17 protein-coding genes and 1 rRNA gene are annotated in these 23833 nt (G+C 73.6%); 14 read left to right on the forward strand and 4 right to left on the reverse strand.

What is annotated here, in order from left to right:
• A 5S ribosomal RNA gene (gene rrf / locus AC5L34_RS27170) occupies nucleotides 1-75 on the forward strand; the annotation flags it as partial.
• Nucleotides 76-422: 347 nt separating this feature from the next.
• Here the strand turns inward: rrf and AC5L34_RS27175 are convergent.
• A complete protein-coding gene (locus AC5L34_RS27175) occupies nucleotides 423-1106 on the reverse strand; it encodes a hypothetical protein (protein WP_441177792.1) in 684 nt (227 codons plus the stop codon).
• Nucleotides 1107-1175: 69 nt separating this feature from the next.
• Here AC5L34_RS27175 and AC5L34_RS27180 point away from each other — a divergent pair, with 69 nt between their 5' ends.
• Genes AC5L34_RS27180 through AC5L34_RS27190 form a run of 3 tightly spaced genes read left to right on the forward strand, consistent with a single transcriptional unit; the run spans nucleotide 1176 to nucleotide 5613 of the window.
• Nucleotides 1176-3794: a valine--tRNA ligase gene (locus AC5L34_RS27180; RefSeq protein ID WP_441177793.1), complete on the forward strand. Its 2619-nt coding sequence runs from the start codon at nucleotides 1176-1178 to the stop codon at nucleotides 3792-3794.
• Nucleotides 3791-5125: a bifunctional folylpolyglutamate synthase/dihydrofolate synthase gene (locus AC5L34_RS27185; protein WP_441177794.1), complete on the forward strand. Its 1335-nt coding sequence runs from the start codon at nucleotides 3791-3793 to the stop codon at nucleotides 5123-5125. Before AC5L34_RS27180 ends, AC5L34_RS27185 begins: the two co-directional genes overlap by 4 nt.
• Nucleotides 5122-5613, forward strand: coding sequence for a DUF4233 domain-containing protein (locus AC5L34_RS27190; protein ID WP_441177795.1), 492 nt, complete (start codon nucleotides 5122-5124; stop codon nucleotides 5611-5613). The genes AC5L34_RS27185 and AC5L34_RS27190 overlap by 4 nt, the downstream gene beginning before the upstream one ends.
• A gap of 4 nt (nucleotides 5614-5617) precedes the next feature.
• Here AC5L34_RS27190 and AC5L34_RS27195 read toward each other — a convergent pair whose 3' ends face one another.
• A complete protein-coding gene (locus AC5L34_RS27195) occupies nucleotides 5618-7012 on the reverse strand; it encodes a VOC family protein (protein WP_441177796.1) in 1395 nt (464 codons plus the stop codon).
• A 143-nt stretch (nucleotides 7013-7155) separates the two neighbouring features.
• Between AC5L34_RS27195 and ndk the strand changes: the two genes are divergently transcribed.
• Nucleotides 7156-7581: a nucleoside-diphosphate kinase gene (ndk, locus tag AC5L34_RS27200; protein ID WP_088998851.1), complete on the forward strand. Its 426-nt coding sequence runs from the start codon at nucleotides 7156-7158 to the stop codon at nucleotides 7579-7581.
• 71 nt (nucleotides 7582-7652) lie between these two features.
• Here the strand turns inward: ndk and AC5L34_RS27205 are convergent, their stop codons facing one another.
• The gene (locus AC5L34_RS27205) at nucleotides 7653-8093 is read right to left on the reverse strand and encodes a carboxymuconolactone decarboxylase family protein (protein WP_363903642.1); all 441 of its coding nucleotides are present in this window, start codon (nucleotides 8091-8093) and stop codon (nucleotides 7653-7655) included.
• 539 nt (nucleotides 8094-8632) lie between these two features.
• On the opposite strand from AC5L34_RS27205, the gene ileS reads away from it, so the two are divergent.
• Both ileS and AC5L34_RS27215 read left to right on the forward strand, forming a co-directional pair.
• Nucleotides 8633-11824 (forward strand): isoleucine--tRNA ligase, encoded by a 3192-nt coding sequence (ileS, locus tag AC5L34_RS27210; RefSeq protein ID WP_441177797.1) that lies wholly within the window; start codon nucleotides 8633-8635, stop codon nucleotides 11822-11824.
• 161 nt (nucleotides 11825-11985) lie between these two features.
• Nucleotides 11986-12681: a lysophospholipid acyltransferase family protein gene (locus AC5L34_RS27215; protein WP_441177798.1), complete on the forward strand. Its 696-nt coding sequence runs from the start codon at nucleotides 11986-11988 to the stop codon at nucleotides 12679-12681.
• Between the two features lie 82 nt (nucleotides 12682-12763).
• On the opposite strand, the gene AC5L34_RS27220 is transcribed toward AC5L34_RS27215, so the two are convergent.
• Nucleotides 12764-14263: a hypothetical protein gene (locus AC5L34_RS27220; protein ID WP_441177799.1), complete on the reverse strand. Its 1500-nt coding sequence runs from the start codon at nucleotides 14261-14263 to the stop codon at nucleotides 12764-12766.
• Between the two features lie 187 nt (nucleotides 14264-14450).
• On the opposite strand from AC5L34_RS27220, the gene AC5L34_RS27225 reads away from it, so the two are divergent.
• The 7 genes from AC5L34_RS27225 (at nucleotide 14451) to obgE (ending at nucleotide 23677) form a co-directional block, all read left to right on the forward strand.
• Entirely contained in the window at nucleotides 14451-16436 is a 1986-nt protein-coding gene (locus tag AC5L34_RS27225; RefSeq protein WP_441177800.1) for a TIGR03960 family B12-binding radical SAM protein, read from the forward strand.
• 164 nt (nucleotides 16437-16600) lie between these two features.
• Nucleotides 16601-17335: a TIGR03936 family radical SAM-associated protein gene (locus tag AC5L34_RS27230; protein ID WP_441177801.1), complete on the forward strand. Its 735-nt coding sequence runs from the start codon at nucleotides 16601-16603 to the stop codon at nucleotides 17333-17335.
• A 131-nt stretch (nucleotides 17336-17466) separates the two neighbouring features.
• A complete protein-coding gene (locus AC5L34_RS27235) occupies nucleotides 17467-20640 on the forward strand; it encodes an Rne/Rng family ribonuclease (protein WP_441177802.1) in 3174 nt (1057 codons plus the stop codon).
• Between the two features lie 118 nt (nucleotides 20641-20758).
• The gene (locus AC5L34_RS27240) at nucleotides 20759-21271 is read left to right on the forward strand and encodes a hypothetical protein (protein WP_441177803.1); all 513 of its coding nucleotides are present in this window, start codon (nucleotides 20759-20761) and stop codon (nucleotides 21269-21271) included.
• A gap of 165 nt (nucleotides 21272-21436) precedes the next feature.
• Nucleotides 21437-21751: a 50S ribosomal protein L21 gene (gene rplU, locus AC5L34_RS27245; RefSeq protein WP_088975625.1), complete on the forward strand. Its 315-nt coding sequence runs from the start codon at nucleotides 21437-21439 to the stop codon at nucleotides 21749-21751.
• Nucleotides 21752-21762: 11 nt separating this feature from the next.
• The gene (gene rpmA, locus AC5L34_RS27250; RefSeq protein ID WP_013288010.1) at nucleotides 21763-22017 is read left to right on the forward strand and encodes a 50S ribosomal protein L27; all 255 of its coding nucleotides are present in this window, start codon (nucleotides 21763-21765) and stop codon (nucleotides 22015-22017) included.
• Nucleotides 22018-22108: 91 nt separating this feature from the next.
• Complete coding sequence (gene obgE / locus AC5L34_RS27255; RefSeq protein WP_441177804.1) at nucleotides 22109-23677, forward strand: GTPase ObgE; 1569 nt, start codon at nucleotides 22109-22111, stop codon at nucleotides 23675-23677.
• Nucleotides 23678-23833 lie beyond the last annotated feature (156 nt).

Here is a 23833-nt window from a genome sequence, read left to right on the forward strand (position 1 = left end):
AACCCGGAAGCTAAGCCCTCCAGCGCCGATGGTACTGCACTCGGGAGGGTGTGGGAGAGTAGGACACCGCCGGACAATCTTTCGGTTCAGGGTCACCCTTCGGGGTGGCCCTGAACTGCGTTGGGCACCCTTTTCCGGGTGGCGAGGTGCACGGCTCATGCGCGCAGGCGTTTGCCTGCTGGCTGCTGGCAGTGCACGCCCGGCGCCGCCACCCGCCCAGGTTCCCGGGTATCCGGTCTCCCGTCGGGCCACTGCGTCGGGCTACCGGCACGGCGAGGAGCAGGGCGCGGGCACCGCGCAGGAAACGCGCCCCGGTCTCGGACGTCGACCGGCACTCGTGGAGTGACAGCGGTGCACCGGTGCTTTCGGCGATGGCGGCGACCGCTCGACTCCGAGCGGCGTGCAGCAGGCGCCGGTAGGCGTCAGCCGCGGGTCTGGATCTCCTCGCGGATCGAGCGGAACAGCCGGCCGGCGTCCTCGACGGCGCGTCCCGGCAGGATCGCCATCACCACGCTGCCGTGGTCGGCCCACCCGCAGACCGCGAAGTCGCCGCCGTCGCCGCTGGTGGTGCCGCACTTCATCACGCCGCCGAAGCGGCCGGCCGGCACCTTGCGCAACCCCGTCACCTTGCCGGTCTCGTCGGTGAGCAGCTTGAAGAGGCTGTCCAGGTCCCGTTCCGGCTGCCAGAGCAGGGTCGTACCGCCGAAGACGAGCACCGAGCGCTTCTCGTCGGCCGGATCGCGGTAGACGGTGCCGAAGCTGCTGTCCAGGTCGATGTCGGCGGCGAATCCGCTGCGCAGGTAGTCGGACGTGCTGCGGGCCCGGTCGCTGTCGTCCCGTACGAGGCCCGCCACCCGGTCGGGGGTGGCCAGATCGGCGTCCTTCTGCTGGGCGATCCGCATGCCGGCCGTACCGAGCACGGCGGCTCCCGCGAGTCCGACCACCGCCGCCACGGCCCACGCCACCCGTCGACGCCTCGACCACGTCCCCCGCCGCTCCGGGGCGCTCTCCGGGTCCCGGTTGCTGAGCTGGATGGGCTCGTCGGTCAGGTCGATCGGCTCGGGCCCGTCGGCGGCCGGGCGCTCGGTGAGATGTGCGTCGGACATAGCCGACACCGTACGCGAACAGCAGGTGGCGCACGTCGGGTCCCGGGAAGCGCTCCGTAGACTTTCAGGGTGACCGAGAGACTGGATGCCCGACGCCCCGACGCCCCCGCCCTTGCCGGCCAGTACCAGCCTGGCGAGGTAGAGCAGCGACGGTACGAGCAGTGGGTAGCCGCCGGCCACTTCCGGGCGTCGGCGGACAGCGACAAGCCCCCCTTCACCATCGTCATCCCGCCGCCCAACGTCACCGGCTCCCTGCACATGGGCCACGCGTTCGAGCACACGCTGATGGACGCGCTGACCCGCCGCAAGCGGATGCAGGGCCACGAGGCGCTCTGGCTGCCCGGCATGGACCACGCCGGCATCGCCACCCAGAACCTGGTCGAGCGGCAGCTCGCCGGCGAGGGCCTGTCCCGCCACGACCTGGGCCGCGAGAAGTTCGTCGAGCGGGTGTGGCAGTGGAAGGCCGAGTCCGGCGGCGCGATCCTCGGCCAGATGCGCCGCCTCGGCGATTCCGTCGACTGGGACCGTGAGCGCTTCACCATGGACGAGGGCCTGTCCCGGGCCGTCCAGACCATGTTCAAGAAGCTCTTCGACGACGGGCTGATCTACCGGGCCAACCGGATCATCAACTGGTGCCCGCGCTGCCTGACCGCGCTCTCCGACATCGAGGTGGAGCACACCGACGACGACGGCGAGCTGATCTCGATCCGCTACAGCGACGACGTCGTGGTCGCCACCACGCGGGCCGAGACGATGCTCGGTGACACCGCGGTCGCCGTCCACCCCGACGACGAGCGCTACCGGCACCTGATCGGCACCGAGGTGGCCGTGCCGCTGACCGACCGGCGGATCCCGATCGTGGCCGACGAACACGTCGACCCGAGCTTCGGCACCGGCATGGTCAAGGTGACCCCCGCGCACGACCCGAACGACTTCGAGATCGGCCAGCGGCACGACCTGCCGTCGCTGACGATCATGGACGAGCGGGGCGTCATCACCGCGCACGGCCCGTTCCAGGGCCTGGACCGGTACGAGGCCCGTCCCGCGATCGTCGCCGCGCTGCGCGAGCAGGGCCGGATCGTCGCCGAGAAGCGGCCGTACGTGCACGCGGTGGGGCACTGCTCCCGGTGCAAGACGACCGTCGAGCCCCGGCTGTCGCTCCAGTGGTTCGTCAACACCGCCCCGCTGGCCAAGGCGGCGGGCGACGCGGTGCGCGACGGCCGGGTGAAGATCGAGCCGGCGGAGCTGGCCAAGCGGTACTTCGCCTGGGTCGACAACATGCACGACTGGTGCATCTCGCGGCAGCTCTGGTGGGGCCACCGCATCCCCGTCTGGTACGGCCCGGACGGCGAGATCGTCTGCGTCGGCCCGGACGAGCAGCCGCCGACCGGCGCGGGCTGGCACCAGGACGAGGACGTGCTGGACACGTGGTTCTCCAGCGGCCTGTGGCCGTTCTCCACGCTCGGTTGGCCGGAGCAGACCCCCGACCTGGCGAAGTTCTACCCCACCAGCGTCCTGGTGACCGGCTACGACATCCTCTTCTTCTGGGTCGCCCGGATGATGATGTTCGGCCTGTACGCGATGGACGGCCGGCAGCCGTTCGACACGGTGGCCCTGCACGGCATGGTCCGCGACCAGTTCGGCAAGAAGATGTCGAAGTCGTTCGGCAACGTGGTCGACCCGCTGGACTGGATCGACCGCTACGGCGCCGACGCCACCCGGTTCACCCTCGCCCGGGGCGCCAACCCCGGCGGGGACGTGCCGGTCAGCGAGGAGTGGTGCCAGGGCTCGCGCAACTTCTGCAACAAGCTGTGGAACGCCACCCGGTTCGCGCTGCTCAACGGCGCGCACACCGAGGGGCCGCTGCCGGCGGCCGACACGCTCTCGACGGTCGACCGGTGGATCCTGTCCCGGCTGGCGCACGTCACCGCCGAGGTCGACGAGCAGTTCGAGGCGTACGAGTTCGCGAAGGTCTGCGACCTGCTCTACCACTTCGCCTGGGACGACGTCTGCGACTGGTACGTGGAGCTGACCAAGCCGGTGCTCGCCGAGGGCGGCCCGGCCGCCGAGGCGACCCGCCGGGTGCTCGGGCACGTGCTGGACCAGCTGCTGCGGCTGCTGCACCCGGTCATCCCGTTCGTCACCGAGGAGCTGTGGATCGCGCTCACCGGCGGCGAGACGGTCATGACCGCCGCCTGGCCGGTGGCCGACCGTACCGGAGTCGACGACGCCGCGGAGGTCGAGGTCGGCACCCTCCAGCGGGTCGTGACCGAGATCCGGCGGTTCCGCTCGGACCAGGGGCTGCGCCCGACGCAGCGGGTCGCCGCGCGGCTCGACGGCCTGGCCGCCGCCGGCATCGCCGCGCACGAGCCGCTGATCCGGTCGCTGGTGCGCCTCGACGCGGCCGGCGACGACTTCCAGGCCAGCGCGACGCTCGCCATGCCCGGCGAGGTGAGCGTGGCCCTGGACACCCGGGGGACGATCGACGTGGCCGCCGAGCGGGCCCGGCTGACCAAGGACCGGGCGGCCGCCGAGAAGGAGGCCGCGCAGGCGCGGGCGAAGCTCGGCAACCCGGCGTTCGTCGACAAGGCGCCGGAGCCGGTGGTCGCCAAGATCCGCGACCGGCTCGCCGTCGCCGAGGCCGACCTCGTCCGCATCGACGCCGCTCTGGAGGCGCTGCCCTCGTGACCGACCGCACCGATTTCGCCGCCGTCGAGGCCGAGCTGGCCGGCCGCGGCTTCACCCGCATGGCCTTCGAGCTGGACAAGATCGAGTCGCTGCTGGACCTGCTCGGCAGCCCACAGCGGGCGTACCCGTCGATCCACCTGACCGGGACCAACGGCAAGACCTCGACGGCCCGGATGATCGATTCGCTGCTGCGGGCGTTCGGGCTGCACACCGGCCGCTACACCAGCCCGCACCTGGAGAGCGTCCGGGAGCGGATCAGCCTGGACGGCGAGCCGGTGGACGAGGGGCGGTTCGTCGCCACGTACCGGGAGATCGAGCCGCTGGCCCGGCTGGTCGACGAGCGCTCGGCGGAGCCGCTGACGTACTTCGACATGACCACCGCGCTGGCCTTCGCCACCTTCGCCGACGCCCCGGTGGACGTGGCGGTGGTCGAGGTGGGCCTGGGCGGGGCCGAGGACGCGACCAACGTGCTCCAGGCCGGGGTGTGCGTGCTCACCCCGGTCGGGCTGGACCACACCGAGTGGCTCGGCGACACCATCCAGGACATCGCGCTGGCCAAGGCGGGGATCATCCACAAGGGCGCGACGGTGATCTCGGCGGCGCAGGAGGAGGAGGCCGCCGGGCCGATCCTGGAGCGCTGCGCCGAGGTGGGCGCGACCATCGCCCGGGAGGGCGCCGAGTTCGGGGTGCTGCGGCGGGCGGTCGCCGTCGGCGGGCAGGTGCTCACCCTCCAGGGCCTCGGCGGCGTCTACGAGGAGGTCTTCATCCCGCTGCACGGTGCCCACCAGGCGCAGAACGCGGCGGTGGCGTTGGCGGCGGTCGAGGCGTTCCTCGGCGCCGGGGCGAAGCGGCAGCTCGACGTCGAGGCGGTCCGGGAGGGCTTCGCCACCGCCAGCTCGCCGGGGCGGCTGGAGCGCGTACGCAGCGCGCCCACCATCCTGCTCGACGGGGCGCACAACCCGCACGGGATGGCCGCCACGGTGACGGCCCTCCAGGAGGAGTTCGCGTTCAGCAAGCTCGTCGCCGTGGTCGGCGTCCTCGCGGACAAGGACGCGGCCAGCCTGCTGGAACTGCTGGAGCCGGTGGTCGACCAGGTCGTGGTGACCCGCAACAGCTCGCCCCGGGCGCTCCCGGCCGGTGAGCTGGCCGCGCTGGCGGCCGAGGTCTTCGGACCCGACCGGGTGGAGGTGGCCGAGGAGATGCCGGACGCCATCGAGGCGGCGGTGGCACTGGCCGAGGAGGACGTACCGGGGGAGCTGAGCGGGGTCGGGGTGCTGGTCACCGGATCAGTGGTGACCGTGGCCGACGCCCGCCGGCTGCTGAAGCGATGAGCGGGCCGCAGCGCGCCCCCGCGGGCGACGACCGCCCGGCCGGTACGGCCGACGGCAGCTCCGGGCACCCGAGGGCCGGTGCGGCCGGCGGTACCCCCGGGCGCCGACCGGCCGACACGGCGGACGACACCCCCGGCGGGCGGCCGCCGCGACGCTCCGGGCTGCGGAACCCGGAGCGGGCGGTCCGTGGCCTCGGCGCCGGCACGCTGAGCCTGGAGGCGCTGGTGCTGGTGCTGGCCATCCAGCCCATCCGGGTCGTCGGCGGCGACCTGGGTGGCGCGGCGATCGGGGTGGTCGTGGCGCTGGCCGTGGTGGCGGTGCTGCTGGCCGGCATGATGCGCCGGCCGTGGGCCTGGCACGCCGGCACCGCCCTTCAGGGGCTGCTGATGCTGGCCGGCCTGCTGCACTGGTCGCTGTTCGTGCTGGGCGTCGTCTTCGCCCTGGTGTGGGCGTACGCCCTGCACGTGCGCCGGGTCATCCTGGGCTGACGGGTCAGGCCTCGGCGCGTTCCCGCCACTGGGTCAGGGCGATGCCGTGGCCGTCCGGGTCGCGGAACGCCGCCGCCCACACCTCCAGCTTCGTGCCCCGGTTGACCACCCGGGGGGCGTACGTGAACCGGACGCCCGTCCCGCGCAGCCGCTCGTAGGCGGAGCCGATGTCGTCGACCTCGAGGTTGACGTGCACCAGGCGGCGGCTGATCGGCGCCGCCTCGGTCACCTCCCGCAGCACCAGGCGGGTCGTGCCCGAGGAGAGGACCGCGTTGCCCGAACCCCGGTCGACCTCGGCGAAGCCCAGGTCGCGGTAGAAGTCGAGCGAGCGGGGCAGGTCGGTGACCAGCAGGGTCAGGCCCACCCCGGCGATCGGCGCGCCGAATTCGTCGCCGGCGGCGGTCTCCCCGTCGTCGTCCGTCGCCGGCCCGGGGCCGAAGATCGCCTCGTCCAGCTCCTCCGGGCTGATCCGCTGGTCGCGGACCCGGTCGCGTGGCGGGGCGGGATCGTCCAGGGGCAGGTCGATCGGGTCCGCCGGCGGGGGCGGATCGGGGCGCTCGCCGGGTGCGTCGAACCGCTCCTCGGCGGGCGGGCGGGGCGTCGGGGTGGCCCGGCGCGGCAGGGTGCCGGCGGCGGGCTGCTCGACGAGCGTGCCTTCCAGCACGACCGGCCCACCCGGGCGCTGGTGCACCACGACGGGCTCGCGCTCTTCGGGCTGCCTGCCCCGGTCGTCGCCGAGCGGGTCGCCCAGCGGGTCCCCGACGGGGTCGCCCAGCGGATCGCCGGCCGGGGCCCGGAAGTCGTCGCGGAACTCCTCCCGGAAGTCGCCGCGGAAGTCGTCCCGCAGGTCGTCGTCCGGCGCCCGGTCCGCCCACGGCGGGGCCTCCTGCTGGATCAGCACGTCGTCCAGCGGCTCGGCGCCCGCGTACTCGGGCGGCAGGTCGGCCGCGACGGCGGCGGCGGCGGTCTCCGCGTGGGTGGGCACGTCGTCCCAGAGCACCCGGACGTGCCGCTGGTCGTCCAGGGCCACCCGGATCGGCAGCGTCTGGCCCAGCGACGGCCACTTCGCCACCGGCACCCGCGGCTCGATGATCTTCTTGGACCGGGGCGGCAGCCCCGGGGCGTCGATCACCAGCTGGAGCTCGCAGCGGCCGAAGGCGTACTGGGTGGGCGGCTCGGAGGCGCTGTGCACGTGTCCCTCGCCGACCACCCAGGTGCGCCCGCCCCCGCGCACCGTGGCCAGCGCGATGGCCAGCACCAGCAGGGCGACCCCCAGCGCCACGATCGCCCAGCTGGTCATGCCGAGGCCGAAGAGGACGACGAAGGTGGCCACGGTGCCCAGCACCGCGGCGATCAGCTTGCGTACCGGCGCGATGGGTCGGTTCCCGCCATTCGCCACAGTGGACCTCCCGAGGGTCAAGGGCCAGGCTAGGCCGGATCGGCCGCCGGAGGAAGGACCGGCCGCCGCGCCGGCGCCGGGACCGGGTCGCTAGGCTGACCGTACCCAGCCCGACCGTCTTGTGCGCACAGGAGGAACCCAGCGTGTCCAGCAGCAGCCCCGATGAGCGCACCCTCGTACTGATCAAGCCCGACGCGGTCCGTCGTGGGCTGGTCGGCGAGGTGATCTCCCGCTTCGAGCGCAAGGGGCTGCGGATCGACGCCATGCAGGCGCGCACGCTGGACGGCGACTTCGCCGACCAGCACTACGCCGAGCACGTGGACAAGCCGTTCTACCCGCCGCTGAAGGACTTCATGACCGGCGGTCCGCTGGTGGCGCTGGTGCTCTCCGGCGACCAGGTGATCGAGGTCGTGCGCGGCATGATCGGCGCGACCGACGGCCGCAAGGCCGCCGCCGGCACCATCCGCGGCGACCTCTCCCTGTCCAACCGGGAGAACCTGGTGCACGCCTCCGACTCGCCCGACAGCGCCAAGCGCGAGATCGCGCTCTGGTTCCCCGAGCTGGGCTGACCCACCCGGGAGTGCGACACCCGGCCGGTGCGCGCGCCGCGCACCGGCCGCCGGCGTCGCGTCGGTGACCGTCACGCCTCCGCGGGCAGGTCGGTGCGGCAGGTCACGGCGATGCGGTTCCACACGTTGATGGTGGCGATCGCCATCAGCAGGTCCGCGAGTTCCTTCTCCGACCACACCTTCGCCGCCGCGTCCCAGACGTCGTCGGGCACGCCGTGCTCGCCGAGCCGGGTCACCGCGTCGGTGAGCGCCAGTGCGGTCCGCTCCCGCTCGTCGAAGAAGGGCGCCTCCCGCCAGGCGGCGACGGCGAAGAGCCGCCGGTCCGACTCGCCCGCCGCCAGCGCGTCCCGGCTGTGCATGTCGACGCAGAACGCGCAGCCGTTCAGCATCGACGCCCGCAGCTTCACCAACTCCAGCACGGTGTGCCCGACGTTCGCCCGGACGTACTTCTCCAGCCCCAGCACGGCCTGGTACGCCTGCGGTGCCACCTCGGCCACGTTGATCCGTTGCATGACGGCCCTCCTCAATCCGGTCTGTCTCGACACCCACACGACGGCGCGCGCAGGCGCGGCGTGACACCGGCGGCCGTGAGCCCGGTCACGCTGTTCGACGTCGGGTCGGCCTCGCCGCACGGCCAGGAGAGCACAGCGGCGGACCTGCCCCGGCTGCACGGCGGACCTCGTGGGCGATCCGGGCGCGCGCGAGCGTCGGCTCGTCCAACCTGATCCTGATCACCGCGTCACCCCAGGCGCCGGACACCGGAACGGGTTTACTCGGCGGCGATCTCCCCGGGTGGTCGGGTAACCTTGGCGGTCGTAAGGCGATGACCCGGCCATCACCGGTGAGCCTCCGGAAGAACAGCCGGCTCACCCCGGCCCAGTAGAACCGGACGGGTCCGGCCCGTCACAGCCGGCCAACGAGCGGGCGGTCGATCCTGACCGTCAAGCGGGGTGGTACCGCGGGCCTGCCCGGGGGCGCCGTCGAGGCGCACCCGAGAAGGCTCGTCCTCGCAGACCACATGACCAGTGAGCTGCGAGGAGAACGACCCGCGATGGCCTATCCGTTGCACGACCCGACCGCCGCCGGCGTCCCGGCGAGCCCGGACCTGCCCGCGGTCGAGCGCCGGGTCCTGGAGCACTGGACGGCCGACAAGACCTTCGAGGCCTCGGTCGAGGCCAGGCCGGCCTCCGGCCGGCGACCGGAGACCACGGGCGCAGCCGGAGGCGGCGTCGCAGGCGACGCCGACAACGAGTACGTCTTCTACGACGGCCCGCCGTTCGCCAACGGCCTGCCGCACTACGGGCACCTCTTCACCGGCTACGTCAAGGACGTGGTGCCGCGCTACCAGACGATGCGCGGTCGCCGGGTCGAGCGGCGCTTCGGCTGGGACTGCCACGGCCTGCCGGCCGAGGTGGTCGCCGAGAAGCAGCTCGGCATCACCAGCAAGGCGGAGATCCTCGACCTCGGCGTGGCCCGGTTCAACGAGGCGTGCCGCAGCTCCGTGCTGGAGTTCACCCACGACTGGGAGCGCTACGTCACCCGGCAGGCCCGCTGGGTCGACTTCGCCAACGACTACAAGACCCTCGACCTGGACTACATGGAAAGCGTCATGTGGGCCTTCAAGACCCTGCACGACAAGGGCCTGGTCTACGAGGGTTTCCGGGTGCTGGCGTACTGCTGGCGTTGCGAGACGCCGCTGTCGAACACCGAGACCCGGATGGACGACGTCTACCGGGACCGGCACGACCCGACGCTGTCGGTGTGGTTCGCGCTCACCCCCGACGAGGACGCGCCGGAGCTGGTACGCGGGCCGGTGCGCCTCGGCGTCTGGACCACCACGCCGTGGACCCTGCCGTCCAACCTCGCGCTCGCCGTCGGCCCCGACATCGAGTACGCGGTGCTGGAGCGCGACGGGCAGCGCCACGTCGTCGGGGCGGCGCGGCTGGCCGCGTACGCCAAGGAGCTGGAGGGCTACGAGCAGGTCGGCACCGTCTCCGGCCGGGACCTGGTCGGGCGCCGCTACACCCCGCTGTTCGACTTCCTCGTCGAGCAGGCGGGGGAGAACGCCTACCAGGTGCTCGGCGCGGAGTTCGTCACCACCGAGGACGGCACCGGGATCGTCCACCTCGCACCGGCCTTCGGCGAGGACGACCAGAACGTCTGCAACGCGGCCGGCATCCCCACCATCGTCACGGTGGACGACCACACCCGGTTCACCGCGCTGGTGCCGCCCTACGAGGGTGAGCAGGTCTTCGACGTCAACAAGCCGGTGATCCGGGAGCTGAAGGAGCGGGGGGTGGTGCTCAAGCAGGACACCTACACCCACTCCTACCCGCACTGCTGGCGCTGCGACACCCCGCTGGTCTACAAGGCGGTGTCGTCGTGGTTCGTCGCGGTGACGCAGTTCAAGGACCGGATGGTCGAGCTCAACCAGCAGATCAACTGGACCCCTGGGCACATCAAGGACGGCTCGTTCGGCAAGTGGCTGGCCAACGCCCGCGACTGGTCGATCAGCCGGAACCGGTTCTGGGGCTCGCCGATCCCGGTGTGGAAGTCCGACGACCCGAACCACCCGAGGGTCGACGTCTACGGCTCGCTGGCGGAGATCGAGCGGGACTTCGGCGTACGCCTGAGCGACCTGCACCGGCCGGCGGTGGACGCGCTGGTCCGCCCCAACCCGGACGACCCGACGGGGAAGTCGATGATGCGCCGGGTGCCGGAGGTGCTGGACTGCTGGTTCGAGTCCGGCTCGATGCCGTTCGCCCAGGTGCACTACCCGTTCGAGAACCGCGAGTGGTTCGAGCACCACTACCCGGGCGACTTCATCGTGGAGTACATCGGCCAGACCCGCGGCTGGTTCTACACCATGCACGTGCTGGCCACGGCGCTGTTCGACCGGCCGGCGTTCCGCAACTGCCTGAGCCACGGCATCCTGCTCGGCTCCGACGGGCGCAAGATGTCCAAGAGCCTGCGCAACTACCCGGACGTCTACCACGTGTTCGACTCGTACGGCTCGGACGCGATGCGCTGGATGCTGATGTCCTCGCCGGTGCTGCGCGGCGGCGACATGGCGGTGACCGAGGGGAACATCCGCGACTCGGTGCGCCAGGTGCTGCTGCCGCTGTGGAACGTCTGGTACTTCTTCTCGCTCTACGCCAACGCCGACGGGCACACGGCGAAGCGGAGCACGGACAGCACGCACCTGCTCGACCGGTACGTGCTGGCGAAGACCAACGAGCTGGTGTCGACGGTCCAGGAGCAGATGGACGCGTACGACATCTCGGGCGCCTGCGCCACCGTCCGGTCCTACCTGGACGCGCTGACCAACTGGTACGTCCGGCGGTCCCGGGACCGGTTCTGGTCCGGTGACGCGGAGGCGTTCGACACCCTGTGGACGGTGCTGGAGACGCTGTGCCGGGTGGTGGCGCCGCTGGCGCCGCTGACGGCGGAGGAGATCTGGCGCGGCCTGACCGGCGAGCGGTCGGTGCACCTGACCGACTGGCCGTCGGCGGAGGACTTCCCGGCCGATCACGACCTGGTCGCCGCGATGGACGCCACCCGCGAGGTCTGCTCGGCGGCGCTGTCGCTGCGCAAGGCCAAGGGGCTGCGGGTCCGGCTGCCGCTGTCGAAGCTCACCGTCGCCTCGCCGGCGGCGGCGCAGCTGCGGCCCTTCGCCGACCTGGTCGCCGACGAGGTCAACGTGAAGGCGGTGGAGTTCACCGACGAGGTGTCCGCGTACTGCCAGCAGGTGCTGACCGTGGTGCCGCGCGCGCTCGGCCCCCGGGTCGGCAAGCAGGTGCAGCAGGTCATCAAGGCGGTCAAGGCGGGGCAGTGGGAGCTGGTCGACGGCGCCCCGCTCGCCGCCGGCGTCACCCTCGCCGAGGGCGAGTACGAGCTGCGCCTGGTCGCCGCCGACGCCGAGCACTCCGCGCCGCTGCCCGGCGGCGAGGGCGTGGTCGTGCTGGACACCGAGGTCACCCCCGAGCTGGCCGCCGAGGGGCTGGCCCGCGACGTCGTCCGGGTGGTGCAGCAGGCCCGCCGGGACGCCGACCTGGACGTCTCGGACCGGGTCGTGGTGGCGCTGTCGGCCGGCGAGGAGGTGCGCGCGGCGGTGGCCGCGTACACCGACTTCGTGGCCCGGGAGGTGCTGGCCGACTCCGTCGACTTCGCCGACGGGGTGGACGGCTTCACCGGCGAGGTCGGCGAGGGCGAACGGGTGACGGTGGCCGTCCGCAGGGTATGAGTCCGTGCGGTGGGGGCGGTCCGGCGGCGCGCTGGCGGACCGCCCCCACCAGCCCCGACACGCCCGCTCACCTGGCGGTCGACCCGCCACCCCGACGACGCCCCGTGGACCCGTCGGTTACCGTGACACCGCCTGTTCGCACACACTCCGCCGGAGGACCAGTGCCGCTGCTCTACACCATCGGCAAGCTCACCGTGGCGCCCGCGCTCCGGCTGGCCTTCCGTCCGACCGTGGAGGGGTTGGAGCACATTCCAGACACGGGGGGTGCGATCTTCGCGGGCAACCACCTCTCGGTCGCCGACGAGCTGTTCCTCGGCACCGTGGTCCCCCGGCACCTGGCGTTCTGGGCGAAGTCGGAGTACTTCAAGGGCACCGGCCCGAAGGGCGCCCTCTCCAAGCACGTGCTCACCGGCCTGGGCGCCATCCCGGTCGAGCGGGCCGGCGGGCGCGCGGCGCTGTCCGCGTTCGACGCCGCCATCCCGGTGCTCAAGGCCGGCGACCTGGTCGCGGTCTATCCGGAGGGGACCCGGTCGCCGGACGGCCGGCTCTACCGGGGGCGCACCGGGGCGGCCCGGCTGGCGGTGGCGGCCGGCGTGCCGATCATCCCGGTCGGCATGACCGGCACCGACAAGGCCCAGCCCATCGGGACCCGGGTGCCCCGCCCCGGCCGCGCCAAGATCACCATCCGGTTCGGCAAGCCGCTCGACTTCACCGGCCGGCCGGACGACCGCACGTCGCTGCGCGAGATGACCGACGAGGTCATGGCCGAGATCCAGAAGCTCACCGGCCAGGAGTACGTGCCCCGCTACGCCCCGCCGCGCGCGCACTCCGACACCGCCGGCGACACCCCGGCCTGAGCCGGTCACGGGGCGGCCGAGCCGCGCCGCTGCTCCGGTGTCGACGGCGTGGAGCCGGTCGAGCCGGTCGAGCCGCGAAGACCTACTTCTGCTTGGTCGTGACCACCTGTTCGCGCAGGGTGCCGAGCAGGGAGGCGCTGTCGTCGAGCGAGAGCCGGGTGAAGACCGCGGTGGCGATGCTGCCGTGGTCGACCGAGGTGCACACCACCACGTCCTGGCCGTCGGCCCGGCCCACCGCGCAGCGCTGGTGGCGTCCGCGTACGCCGGTGTCGACGACCTGCGCCTCGCCGAGGGAGTACTGCCCGGTGAGGCGGGTCATCTCGTCCTCCGCGTCGGACTCAGGGGTGAACCGGAAGCCGGTGCCGCCGAAGACCGTCACCCGCTTGCCGGCGGTCGTGGTGTAGACGCCGGCGAAGGTGTCCTCGGCCAGCCAGTGTGCCTTGCGCACCTCCGCCTCCAACTGCTTGGCGGTCGCCTTGCTGGTGTTGTCGTCGCGCAGCCGCAGGTCGGCCACCTCGGCGGGCAGGGCGGCGTCGGCCGGGTACTGCGACGACATCGGCACGCCGTAGTAGGCCGGGCAACCGCAGCAGCAGGCCAGCATGAGCAGCAGGATCCACGGCCACCGGCGCCGCCTGCGGGTGGGCCTCGGGGCGTACCCCTGGGGGGCCTGCGGTCCGGCCGGCGGCGCGGACGCCCGACGCTGCCGGGGCGGCGCGGGCGGCGCCGGTGGGGGCGGCGCCGGACGGGCGGGGGCCGGCGGCCGGGAGGCCGGCGGCGGCGAGACGGGGTAGGCCACGGGCGGCGGCGAGACGGGGTACGCCGGCGGGGCGGCCGGGTAGGCGACCCGGGGCGGCGCGGGCCGCGGTGGCTCCGGCGGGGCGGGGGAGTGCACGGGTGCAGCCGGCGGCCCGGAGTGGGGCCGGGGCGACGGCGGCACGGGGTAGGGCAGCGTCGGTGTCGGCGGCGGGGGTGGCGGCAGGTCCCACCCGCCGGTGTCCGCGCCCGCCCACGGGTCGACCGGGGTGAGGTGCTCGGGCTGCTCCGGCGGGGGCGCCGGTGCCGGCGCCGGCACCGGGGGGATCTCGGCCGACTCGCCCCAGGCCCGCTTGCGTGGCTTCGGCGGGGGGACCGCAGCCGAACCGCTCCACCGGGGCGCGGGCGGCTCGGCTGGCTGCTCGTCGGCGGGGAACATCCGGGTGCCCTGCGGGCCGACGGCCGGCGGACCGTCGTCGGGCAGGAGCCGGGTGCCCTCCGGCCCGACACCGGCCGGGCGCTCGGGTGCGGCGGCGCGGGTGTCGTCCGACCCGGCGCCGTCCCTCGGCCCGCTGCCGTCCGTGTCCCGCCCGGCGACGGCGGAGCCCGGCGACCCGGCGCCCGCGTCGTGCGGGACGTCGGCGGTCGCGGTCGACGTGGGGTCGTCGGTGGGCAGCTCACGGGTGCCCTCCGGGCCCGTGCCGCCGGTGGGGGCGGGTGCTGCGGGGGAGGTCGGGGGCTCCTCGGTGACCGCCGGATCCTGAACCTGGTCCTGACCCGGGGGGCTCCCGTCGGCCGGCCGGTCCGTGCCCGGCTGCGGCTGCGGCATCGCGGCAATCTCCTCTCGCGCCGGTCCGAGGTTAGTACCGACGCGCCAGCGGGGCGATCCCGGCCACCGCCGTCGCCGGCACCGCACGGGGCCGGGCGGACGTGTCGCGGGGCCGCCGCGCCGTCGCGGCGCGCGACGCCCGGCGTGCGCGCGGTCGCCGCCACCGGGCCGCGTACCCTTGGGCATCATGAGCGTCCCGTCCACCACGCCGCGCCCCGCCGCGGCCAATTCGATCTGGCCCCGGCTGGAGCCGCTGCTGCCCCAGGTGACCAAGCCCATCCAGTACGTCGGTGGCGAGTTGGGTGCGGTGGTCAAGGACTGGGACGCGGCGGCCGTGCGCTGGGCGTTGATGTACCCCGACGCCTACGAGGTCGGCCTGCCCAACCAGGGCGTGCAGATCCTCTACGAGGTGCTCAACGAGCTGCCCGACGTGCTCGCCGAGCGGACGTACGCGGTCTGGCCGGACCTGGAGAAGCTGATGCGCGCGCACGGCGTGCCGCAGTTCACCGTCGACGCGCACCGCTCGGTACGCGACTTCGACGTCTTCGGTGTCTCCTTCTCCACCGAGCTGGGCTACACGAACCTGCTCACCGCGATCGACCTGGCCGGCATCCCGCTGCTCGCCGCCGACCGCACCGACGCCGACCCGGTGATCGTGGCCGGCGGCCACGCCGCGTTCAACCCGGAGCCGATCGCCGACTTCGTCGACGCCGCCGTGCTCGGCGACGGCGAGGAGGCGGTCCTGGAGATCACCGGGATCGTGCGGGAGTGGAAGGCCGAGGGCTCCCCCGGCGGGCGCGACGAGCTGCTGCTGCGCCTGGCCCGCACCGAGAGCGTCTACGTGCCGCGCTTCTACGACGTGGACTACCTCCCCGACGGCCGCATCCAGCGGGTCGTGCCGAACCGGGCGGACGTGCCGTTCCGGGTGCACAAGCGCACGACGATGGACCTGGACGCCTGGCCGTACCCGAAGAAGCCCCTGGTGCCGCTCGCGGAGACCGTGCACGAGCGGTACGCGGTGGAGATCTTCCGGGGCTGCACGCGGGGCTGCCGGTTCTGCCAGGCCGGCATGATCACCCGGCCGGTGCGGGAGCGCTCGATCACCACCGTCGGGCAGATGGTGCGCGAGGGGCTGGAGTTCTCCGGCTTCCACGAGGTGGGCCTGCTGTCGCTGTCGTCGGCCGACCACTCCGAGATCGGCGACATGTGCTCGGGCCTGGCCCAGCAGTACGAGGGCACCAACGTCTCGCTCTCGCTGCCGTCGACCCGGGTGGACGCGTTCAACATCGACCTCGCGCAGGAGCTGTCCCGCAACGGCCGGCGTACCGGCCTGACCTTCGCCCCCGAGGGCGGGTCGGAGCGGATCCGCAAGGTCATCAACAAGATGGTGTCGAAGGAAGACCTGATCCGCACCGTCGTCACCGCGTACACGAACGGCTGGCGGCAGGTGAAGCTGTACTTCATGTGCGGCCTGCCCACCGAGACCGACGAAGACGTCCTCGAGATCGCGGACATGGCCCACGAGGTGATCCGGGCCGGCCGGGCCGCCACCGGCTCGAAGGACATCCGCTGCACGGTCTCCATCGGCGGGTTCGTGCCGAAGCCGCACACCCCGTTCCAGTGGGCGCCGATGGAGCGGCCGGAGGTCATCGACGGCCGGCTCAGGATGCTCAAGCAGGCGATCAACGCGGACCGTTCGCTCGGCCGGGCGATCGGCTTCCGTTACCACGACGGCGAGCCGTCGCTGATCGAGGGCCTGCTCAGCCGGGGTGACCGCCGCGTCGGCGCGGTGATCCGCCGGGTCTGGGAGGACGGCGGCCGGTTCGACGGCTGGAGCGAGCACTTCTCCTACCAGCGCTGGGTGACCGCGGCGACCGAGGTGCTGCCCGCCTTCGGGGTCGACCTCGACTGGTACACCACCCGGCAGCGCGACGAGCTGGAGGTCCTGCCCTGGGACCACCTGGACTCGGGCCTGGACAAGGACTGGCTCTGGCAGGACTGGCAGGACTCGCTCAGCGAGTACGAGCAGGACGACTGCCGGTGGACGCCGTGCTTCGACTGCGGCGTCTGCCCGTCGATGGACACCGAGATCCAGATCGGCCCGACGGGGAAGAAGCTGCTCCCGCTGACCCCGGTCAACGGCCTGAAGCTGCCCACCCCCGCCCAGCCCTGACCCGGACCCCCACCCACCCCCGGGCCCCCATTGCGTCGATCATGAGGTTGTCGCCACGCGACGGCGTGTCGCCGGCGACAACTTCATGATCAACGAGCACTGACCGGACGAGGAGCACGACGATCAGCAGGAAACCACAGCCAGAGGGCGGTCAGGCACCCGTCGTGCAGCGGGTCCGCATCCGGTACGCCAAGCGCGGCCCGCTGCGCTTCACCTCGCACCGGGACTTCGCCCGCGCGTTCGAGCGGGCGCTGCGCCGGGCGGGCGTGCCGATCGCCTTCTCCCAGGGCTTCACCCCGCACCCCAAGATCTCGTACGCCAGCGCGGCCCCGACGGGCGTGGCGAGCGAGGCCGAGTACCTGGAGATCGGCCTGCGTGAGCAGGTCGACCCGGCGGAGCTGCGCGCCGCGCTGGACGCCGCCCTCTCGCCGGGGCTCGACGTGCTCGACGCGGTCGTGGCCACGGGGGGAAGTCTTGCCGACCGGATCGAGGCGTCGCACTGGCGCATCGAGTTGCCCGAGGTCGACCCGGCCGTCCTGCAACGGGCGGTTGCCGCCTTCACGGCCGCCGAAGAGGTGCTGGTCGAGCGGATGACCAAGCAGGGCCGACGCACCTTCGACGCCCGCGCGGCGGTGATCCGCATCGATGTCGTGACGTCGCCGGAGACGCCTTCCGGGGCCCCGGCCGTACCGTGTGCGATACTCGAACTGGTCGTGCGGCAGGTCACCCCCTCCGTGCGGCCCGATGACGTCCTTTCCGGCCTCCGCGTGGTGGCCGACCTGGAGCCGCCGGTCTCGCCGAGGGTGATCCGGCTGGCACAGGGCACGCTGACCGCGCAGGATGCGATCGCGGATCCGTTGGACGCGGACCGCGACGGGGCAACCATCGGTGAACGCTGACCGTCGGTCAGCGTTCAGGTAGGCAGACTTCGGCGGTCGCGCACCGTGCGCGCCCGGCGGAAACACTTTTGCGGCGACCCTGCGTGGCAGCGCTCACCCGCGCCCGGGGCAGCCAGAACTGGAGAACGTCCATGCTCGAGAACGAGCCCGAGGGCGGCGAACGGACCGGTTCACAGCCGGCCGGCGAGACCGCTGACGCCAGCACCGTCGAGACCGCCACCGGGGCGGGGAACGCCCCCGCGGCGGAGCACGCTGCCGGAGCGGCGAGCGCCGCTGACGGCGGGAACGCCCCCGCGGCGGAGAACGCCGGCACCGTCCAGGGCGGCACCGGCGAGGGCGAGCAGGCCCCGGCCGCGCCGGTACGACGGCGTACCACCCGGCGGCGGGCCGCGCCGCTGAACCAGCCGGAGCAGACCGAGGCGCCCGTCGAGGCGTCCACGGCGTCCGTGTCGGGCAGCGGCGAGGCGCCGCAGGCCGAGGTGTTCGCCCCCGTCTCCGGCGACCTCGACGCCGCCCCGAAGGCGACGCGCCGCCGCCGCAAGGCCACCACCGCGAAGGCCGCCGAGGACCCCGCCGCGCAGGCCCCGGAGGCCGCCGCGCAGGCACCCGAGGCCGCCACCCAGCCCGCCGAGGCCACCGGGGAGGCGCCGGTCGCAGCCGACCAGGCGCCCGCCGAGCCGGTCACGCCGCCGGTCAAGGCGACGCGTACCCGTCGGAAGAAGGCCGCCCCCGCCGCGGCCGAGCCGGCCGCCGAGACCCCGACCGAGGTCGCCGGCGCCGCCCCCGCCGGGGCCGTGGAGCAGCCGCCCGTCGGGGTCGAGCCGGAGGCCGGCACCGGATTCGGCGCCGCCGCCCCGCCCGTCGCGGTCAGCGGCGCCGAGAGCCGTTCCGGCGAGGTTCCGCCGGGCGTCGCGGTCACCGCGCCCGCCGAGGAGGAGGAGCCGACCGAGGAGGTCGAGCCGGTCATCGAGCCGGAGCCGGAGCCCGAGCCGCGCACCCGCCGCCGGCGGGCCGCGCTCTCCGCGCCCACCGTGCTCTTCATGGCCCCGCAGCCGGAGGACGTCCCGGTCGCCCGGGTCGTCGCGCCGGCGCCGGAGCCGGAGCCGGAGGAGCAGCCCGTCGCCGAGGAGCCGGTCGAGCCGGCGCGCCGCCGCCGACGTGGCCGCCGCGACGCCGAGGTGGTCGAGGCCGTCGAGCTCGAGGAGCCGGTGGAGGAGGCCGAGGAGGCCGCCGAGGACGAGGACGAGGACGACGAGAGCGCCGCGGCCCGCCGCCGGCGCCGGCGTGGCCGCCGTGGCCGTGGCCGGGGCAAGGGCGGCGCGGACGACGCCGAGGACGAGGAGTCCGAGGAGGCCGCGCAGGCCGAGGCGGAGGAGACCGAGGGCGACGAGGACGAGGACGCCGAGGGCGGCGACGCGCTGACCCGCCGCCGGCGCCGTCGCCGCCGCCGGGGTGCCGGCGACGTCGAGGCGGGCGCCGACGACGGCGTGCCGACCGTCGTCAAGATCCGCGAGCCGCGCAAAACCGTCGACGAGGTGCAGGGCGTCTCCGGCTCCACCCGCCTGGAGGCCAAGCGCCAGCGCCGCCGCGACGGCCGCGAGCAGCGCCGTACCCGGCCGCCGATCCTCAGCGAGTCGGAGTTCCTGGCCCGGCGGGAGGCCGTCGACCGGGTGATGGCGGTACGCCAGCGCGGCGACCGTACCCAGATCGCCGTCCTGGAGGACGGGGTGCTCGTCGAGCACTACGTCACCCGCAACTCCTCCGGCACCATGGCCGGCAACGTCTACCTCGGCAAGGTGCAGAACGTCCTGCCCAGCATGGAGGCGGCCTTCGTCGACATCGGGCGCGGCCGCAACGCCGTCCTGTACGCCGGCGAGGTCAACTGGGACACCACCGGCCTGGAGGGGCGGGCCCGCTCGATCGAGCAGGCGCTGCGCTCCGGCGACTCGGTGCTGGTGCAGGTCACCAAGGACCCGATCGGTCACAAGGGCGCGCGGCTGACCAGCCACATCGCGCTCTCCGGCCGGCACCTGGTCTACGTGCCCCACGGCAACGCCTCCGGCATCAGCCGCAAGCTGCCCGACACCGAGCGCAAGCGGCTGCGCGACGTGCTGAAGAAGCTGGTGCCGGACGGCGCGGGCGTGATCGTCCGGACGGCCGCCGAGGGCGCCAGCGAGGACGAGCTGGCGCGCGACGTCAAGCGGCTCCAGGCGCAGTGGGAGGACATCCAGGCCAAGGCGACCGAGGGCGGCGCCCCGGTGCTGCTCTACGAGGAGCCGGACCTGGTCATCCGGGTCGTCCGGGACCTGTTCAACGAGGACTTCCGCGAGCTGGTGATCGAGGGCGAGCAGTCGTACGACATCGTCGAGTCGTACCTGTCGCACGTCTCGCCCGACCTGGTCGCCCGGCTGCGCCGGCACGTCGGCACCGCCGACGTCTTCGCCGAGTACCGCATCGACGAGCAGATCATCAAGGGGCTGGACCGCAAGGTCTTCCTCCCCTCGGGCGGTTCGCTGGTGATCGACCGGACCGAGGCGATGACGGTCATCGACGTCAACACCGGCAAGTACACCGGCTCCGGGGGCAACCTGGAGGAGACGGTCACCCGCAACAACCTGGAGGCGGCCGAGGAGATCGTCCGCCAGCTCCGGCTGCGCGACCTCGGCGGCATCGTGGTGATCGACTTCATCGACATGGTGCTGGAGTCCAACCGTGAGCTGGTGCTGCGCCGGCTGACCGAGTGCCTGGGCCGGGACCGCACCAAGCACCAGGTCACCGAGATCACCTCGCTCGGGCTGGTGCAGATGACCCGCAAGCGGATCGGCGCGGGCCTGCTGGAGGCGTTCAGCGAGACCTGCGAGTGCTGCAAGGGCCGGGGCCTGATCATCCACACCGAGCCGGTGCCGGAGAAGCCGCGCTCCGGCGGTGGCGGCGCGGGGGAGAAGGTCAAGGCGGTCGCCTCCGCCGTGACCGCCCCGGCGGCGGAGCCGGCCGCCGGAACCTCCCGGCGCCGGGCGCGCAAGGGCGCGCCGGCCGAGCGCACCGTGGCGGAGGTCACCGAGACCGTCGCCGACGCCGCCCCGGACACCGAGTACCACGACACCATGGGCTACGACCTGTCCCGCTACGAGGCGGACACCACCGCCGCCGGCGAGGCCGTCGACAGCCAGACGGGCGAGTCGGCCCGGCTCGCCGCCCCGGACGACCCGGACGCGCTCTCCGACGCCGACGGCGACGAGTCGGAGGGCGGTGCCGGCCGGCGCCGGTCCCGCCGCAGCGGCGCGCGGCGGCGTACCCGGCCGTGACCGGCTGAGCGGTCCGACGTGTGACAGGGCCCCGTCCCCGGCGATGTCCGGCGGGCGGGGCCCTGTCGTATGGTCGATCCCCGGCCACGAACGGCCGCCTGCGGTCAGGAGAAGAACGATGCGCCGTCTGCTCGCCGTCACCGCGCTCACCGCTGTCCTGCTCGCCGGCCCCGGGTGCGCGGCCGAGCGGCCGGAGCGGGCCGCCCCGCCCGGCGGCACCCCGACGGGCCCGGCGACGGGCGGGCCCGCCGGCGGCGCGACGACGGGCGCCCGCCCCGGCGCCGGCAGCGGGGCGGCGGGCGGCAACGCGCCCGAGGTGTGTGCCGCGGCACAGCGGGCCGGCGAGACGGCCGTGCGGACGTACGTCGAGGAACTCGGCAAGATGGTCGCGGCGGTCGGGGCGGACGACGCGGCGGCGGCCCGGACCGCCCGGGACCGCATCTCCACCGCGCTGACCGACTGGCGGGGCACGCTGCGGCGCGAGTCGACCCGGGCCGAGGATCCGCAGCTCAAGACGCTGCTCGCGGACATGGCGGCAGAGGTCGGCACGCTGGGCACCGACGTCGACTCGATCGACGAGACCGAGCTCGACCGGCTCCGGCAGCGCCTCGACCAGCTCTGCGCCCGCTGACCGGCGGGCCCGGTTTGGGCGTCGGCCCTCCGATGGCGTACGCTGACCTGCGGCGCACTTTGGTGTGCCGAGTTCTCGCGTGCCCGCGCCGCCGTGCCTCTGCTACCCGGCGAGCCGCCGCGGGAACACCCGCCAGCAGCCTCAACGACAGGGAGTCCGCCTCCGATGTACGCGATCGTCAAGACCGGCGGCAAGCAGTACAAGGTCGCCGAGGGCGACGTGATCGAGGTCGAGAAGCTCGTCGGTGCCCCCGGCGACGCGGTGAAGCTCACCGCGGTGCTCCTCGTCGACGGTGACGACCTGGTGACCGACGCGGCGAAGCTTGCCAAGGTCGCGGTGTCCGGCGAGATCGCCGCGCACACCAAGGGCCCGAAGATCCGGATCCACAAGTTCAAGAACAAGACCGGCTACCACAAGCGCCAGGGTCACCGCCAGCCGTTGACCCAGGTCAAGGTGACCGGCATCTCCAGCGGGAAGTAGGTCGTCCTCACATGGCTCACAAAAAGGGTGCGTCCAGCTCGCGCAACGGCCGTGACTCCGCGGCCCAGCGGCTCGGCGTGAAGCGCTTCGGTGGTCAGGTCGTCAGCGCGGGTGAGATCCTCATCCGGCAGCGTGGCACCAAGTTCCACCCCGGTGACCTGGTCGGCCGCGGCGGAGACGACACGCTCTTCGCGCTGGCCGCCGGTTCGGTCCAGTTCGGCACCAAGCGCGGTCGCAAGACCGTCAGCATCGTGCCGCAGCAGTAGTTCGAAGGCGTTGCGGGCCGCGGACCTCGTGTCCCGGCCCGCTTTGCTTTTTTCGTGCGGGGCGTGACCCCCGCTGGAAGGATTGACGTCCGTGGCGACGTTCGTTGACCGGGTCGTCCTGCACCTGCAGGCCGGCGATGGGGGGCACGGTTGTGCCTCGATCCACCGGGAGAAGTTCAAGCCGTTCGGCGGCCCCGACGGCGGCAACGGCGGGCACGGCGGCAGCGTGTCCCTGGTGGTCGACCCGCAGGTGACGACGCTGCTGGACTTCCACTTCCGCCCGCACGTGAAGGCCGAGAACGGCAAGGGTGGCGCCGGGTCGAACCGGGACGGCGCGAACGGCCGCAACCTCGTGCTCAAGGTGCCGAACGGCACCGTGGTGCAGGCCCCCGACGGCACGGTCCTGGCCGACATGGTCGGCGCGGGCACGACGTTCGAGGTGGCCCGGGGCGGGCGCGGCGGCCGGGGCAACGCGTCGCTGGCCAACGCCCGGCGCAAGGCCCCCGGCTTCGCCGAGCTGGGCGAGCCCGGCGAGCAGCTCGACGTGGTGCTGGAGCTCAAGAGCGTCGCCGACGTCGGGCTGGTGGGCTTCCCGTCGGCCGGCAAGTCGTCGCTGATCTCGGTGATCTCCGCCGCCAAGCCGAAGATCGCCGACTACCCCTTCACCACCCTGGTGCCCAACCTGGGCGTGGTCCGGCTGGACAACCACACCTTCACCGTCGCCGACGTGCCCGGCCTGATCCCCGGCGCGGCCACCGGAAAGGGCCTCGGCCTGGAGTTCCTGCGGCACATCGAGCGCTGCGCGGTGCTGGTGCACGTCATCGACACCGCCACGATGGAGCCCGGCCGGGACCCCGTCGCCGACATCGACACCATCGAGGCCGAGCTGACCGAGTACGGGGGCCTGGCCGACCGCCCCCGCCTCGTGGCGCTCAACAAGATCGACGTGCCGGACGGCCGGGACCTGGCCGAGATCGTCCGCCCCGACCTGGAGGCGCGCGGCTTCCAGGTGTTCGAGGTCTCCGCGGCGACGCGCGAGGGGCTCAAGGAACTCATGTACGCCATGGCGGAGCTGGTGGAGCAGGGCCGCCGTGCCGCGCCGCCGGCCGAGGCGACCCGGATCGTGATCCGGCCCCGGGCCGTCGACGACGCCGGCTTCACCATCGAGGCCGCGCCGGACGGCGCCTGGGTCGTGCGCGGTGTCCGTCCCGAGCGGTGGGTGCGGCAGACGAACTTCGACAACGACGAGGCCGTCGGCTACCTGGCCGACCGGCTGGCCCGGCTGGGCGTCGAGGAGAAGCTCGGCAAGGCCGGCGCGGAGCCGGGCGACCTGGTCCGCATCGGCGAGCGCGAGTTCGACTGGCAGCCCACCCTCTACGCGGGCGCCGACTTCATCCCCGGCAACCGGGGCACCGACGTCCGGCTGGAGGAGAAGTCCACCCGGGCCTCGGCCGCCGAGCGGCTGGCGGCCCGCAAGGCCCGCCGGCAGCGCCCGGAGGACGAGGTCGAGGGCACCGACGCCGACCTCTCGGACGACGTCGATCCGTCGGACGGCTTCGACGAGGCCGGGCCGGCCCGGGAGGCCGGTCCGTCCGACGGGCCCGGTCCTTCCCCCACGCTCGACCCGTCCCGCAGCGCGGCGGCGGGCGACGCCGAATAGCCCGCCCGGCGGGTGATGCCGAATAGCCCGCCCGGCGGGTGATGCCGAATAGCCCGCCCGGCGGGTGATGCCGAATAGCCCGCCCCGGCGGGTGATGCCGAATGGCTCGTCGCGCTCCGTGAGCGGGTCGACTGCCGGAAACCTGCCGGAAATCCC

The organism is Micromonospora sp. ZG13 (assembly GCF_059359355.1).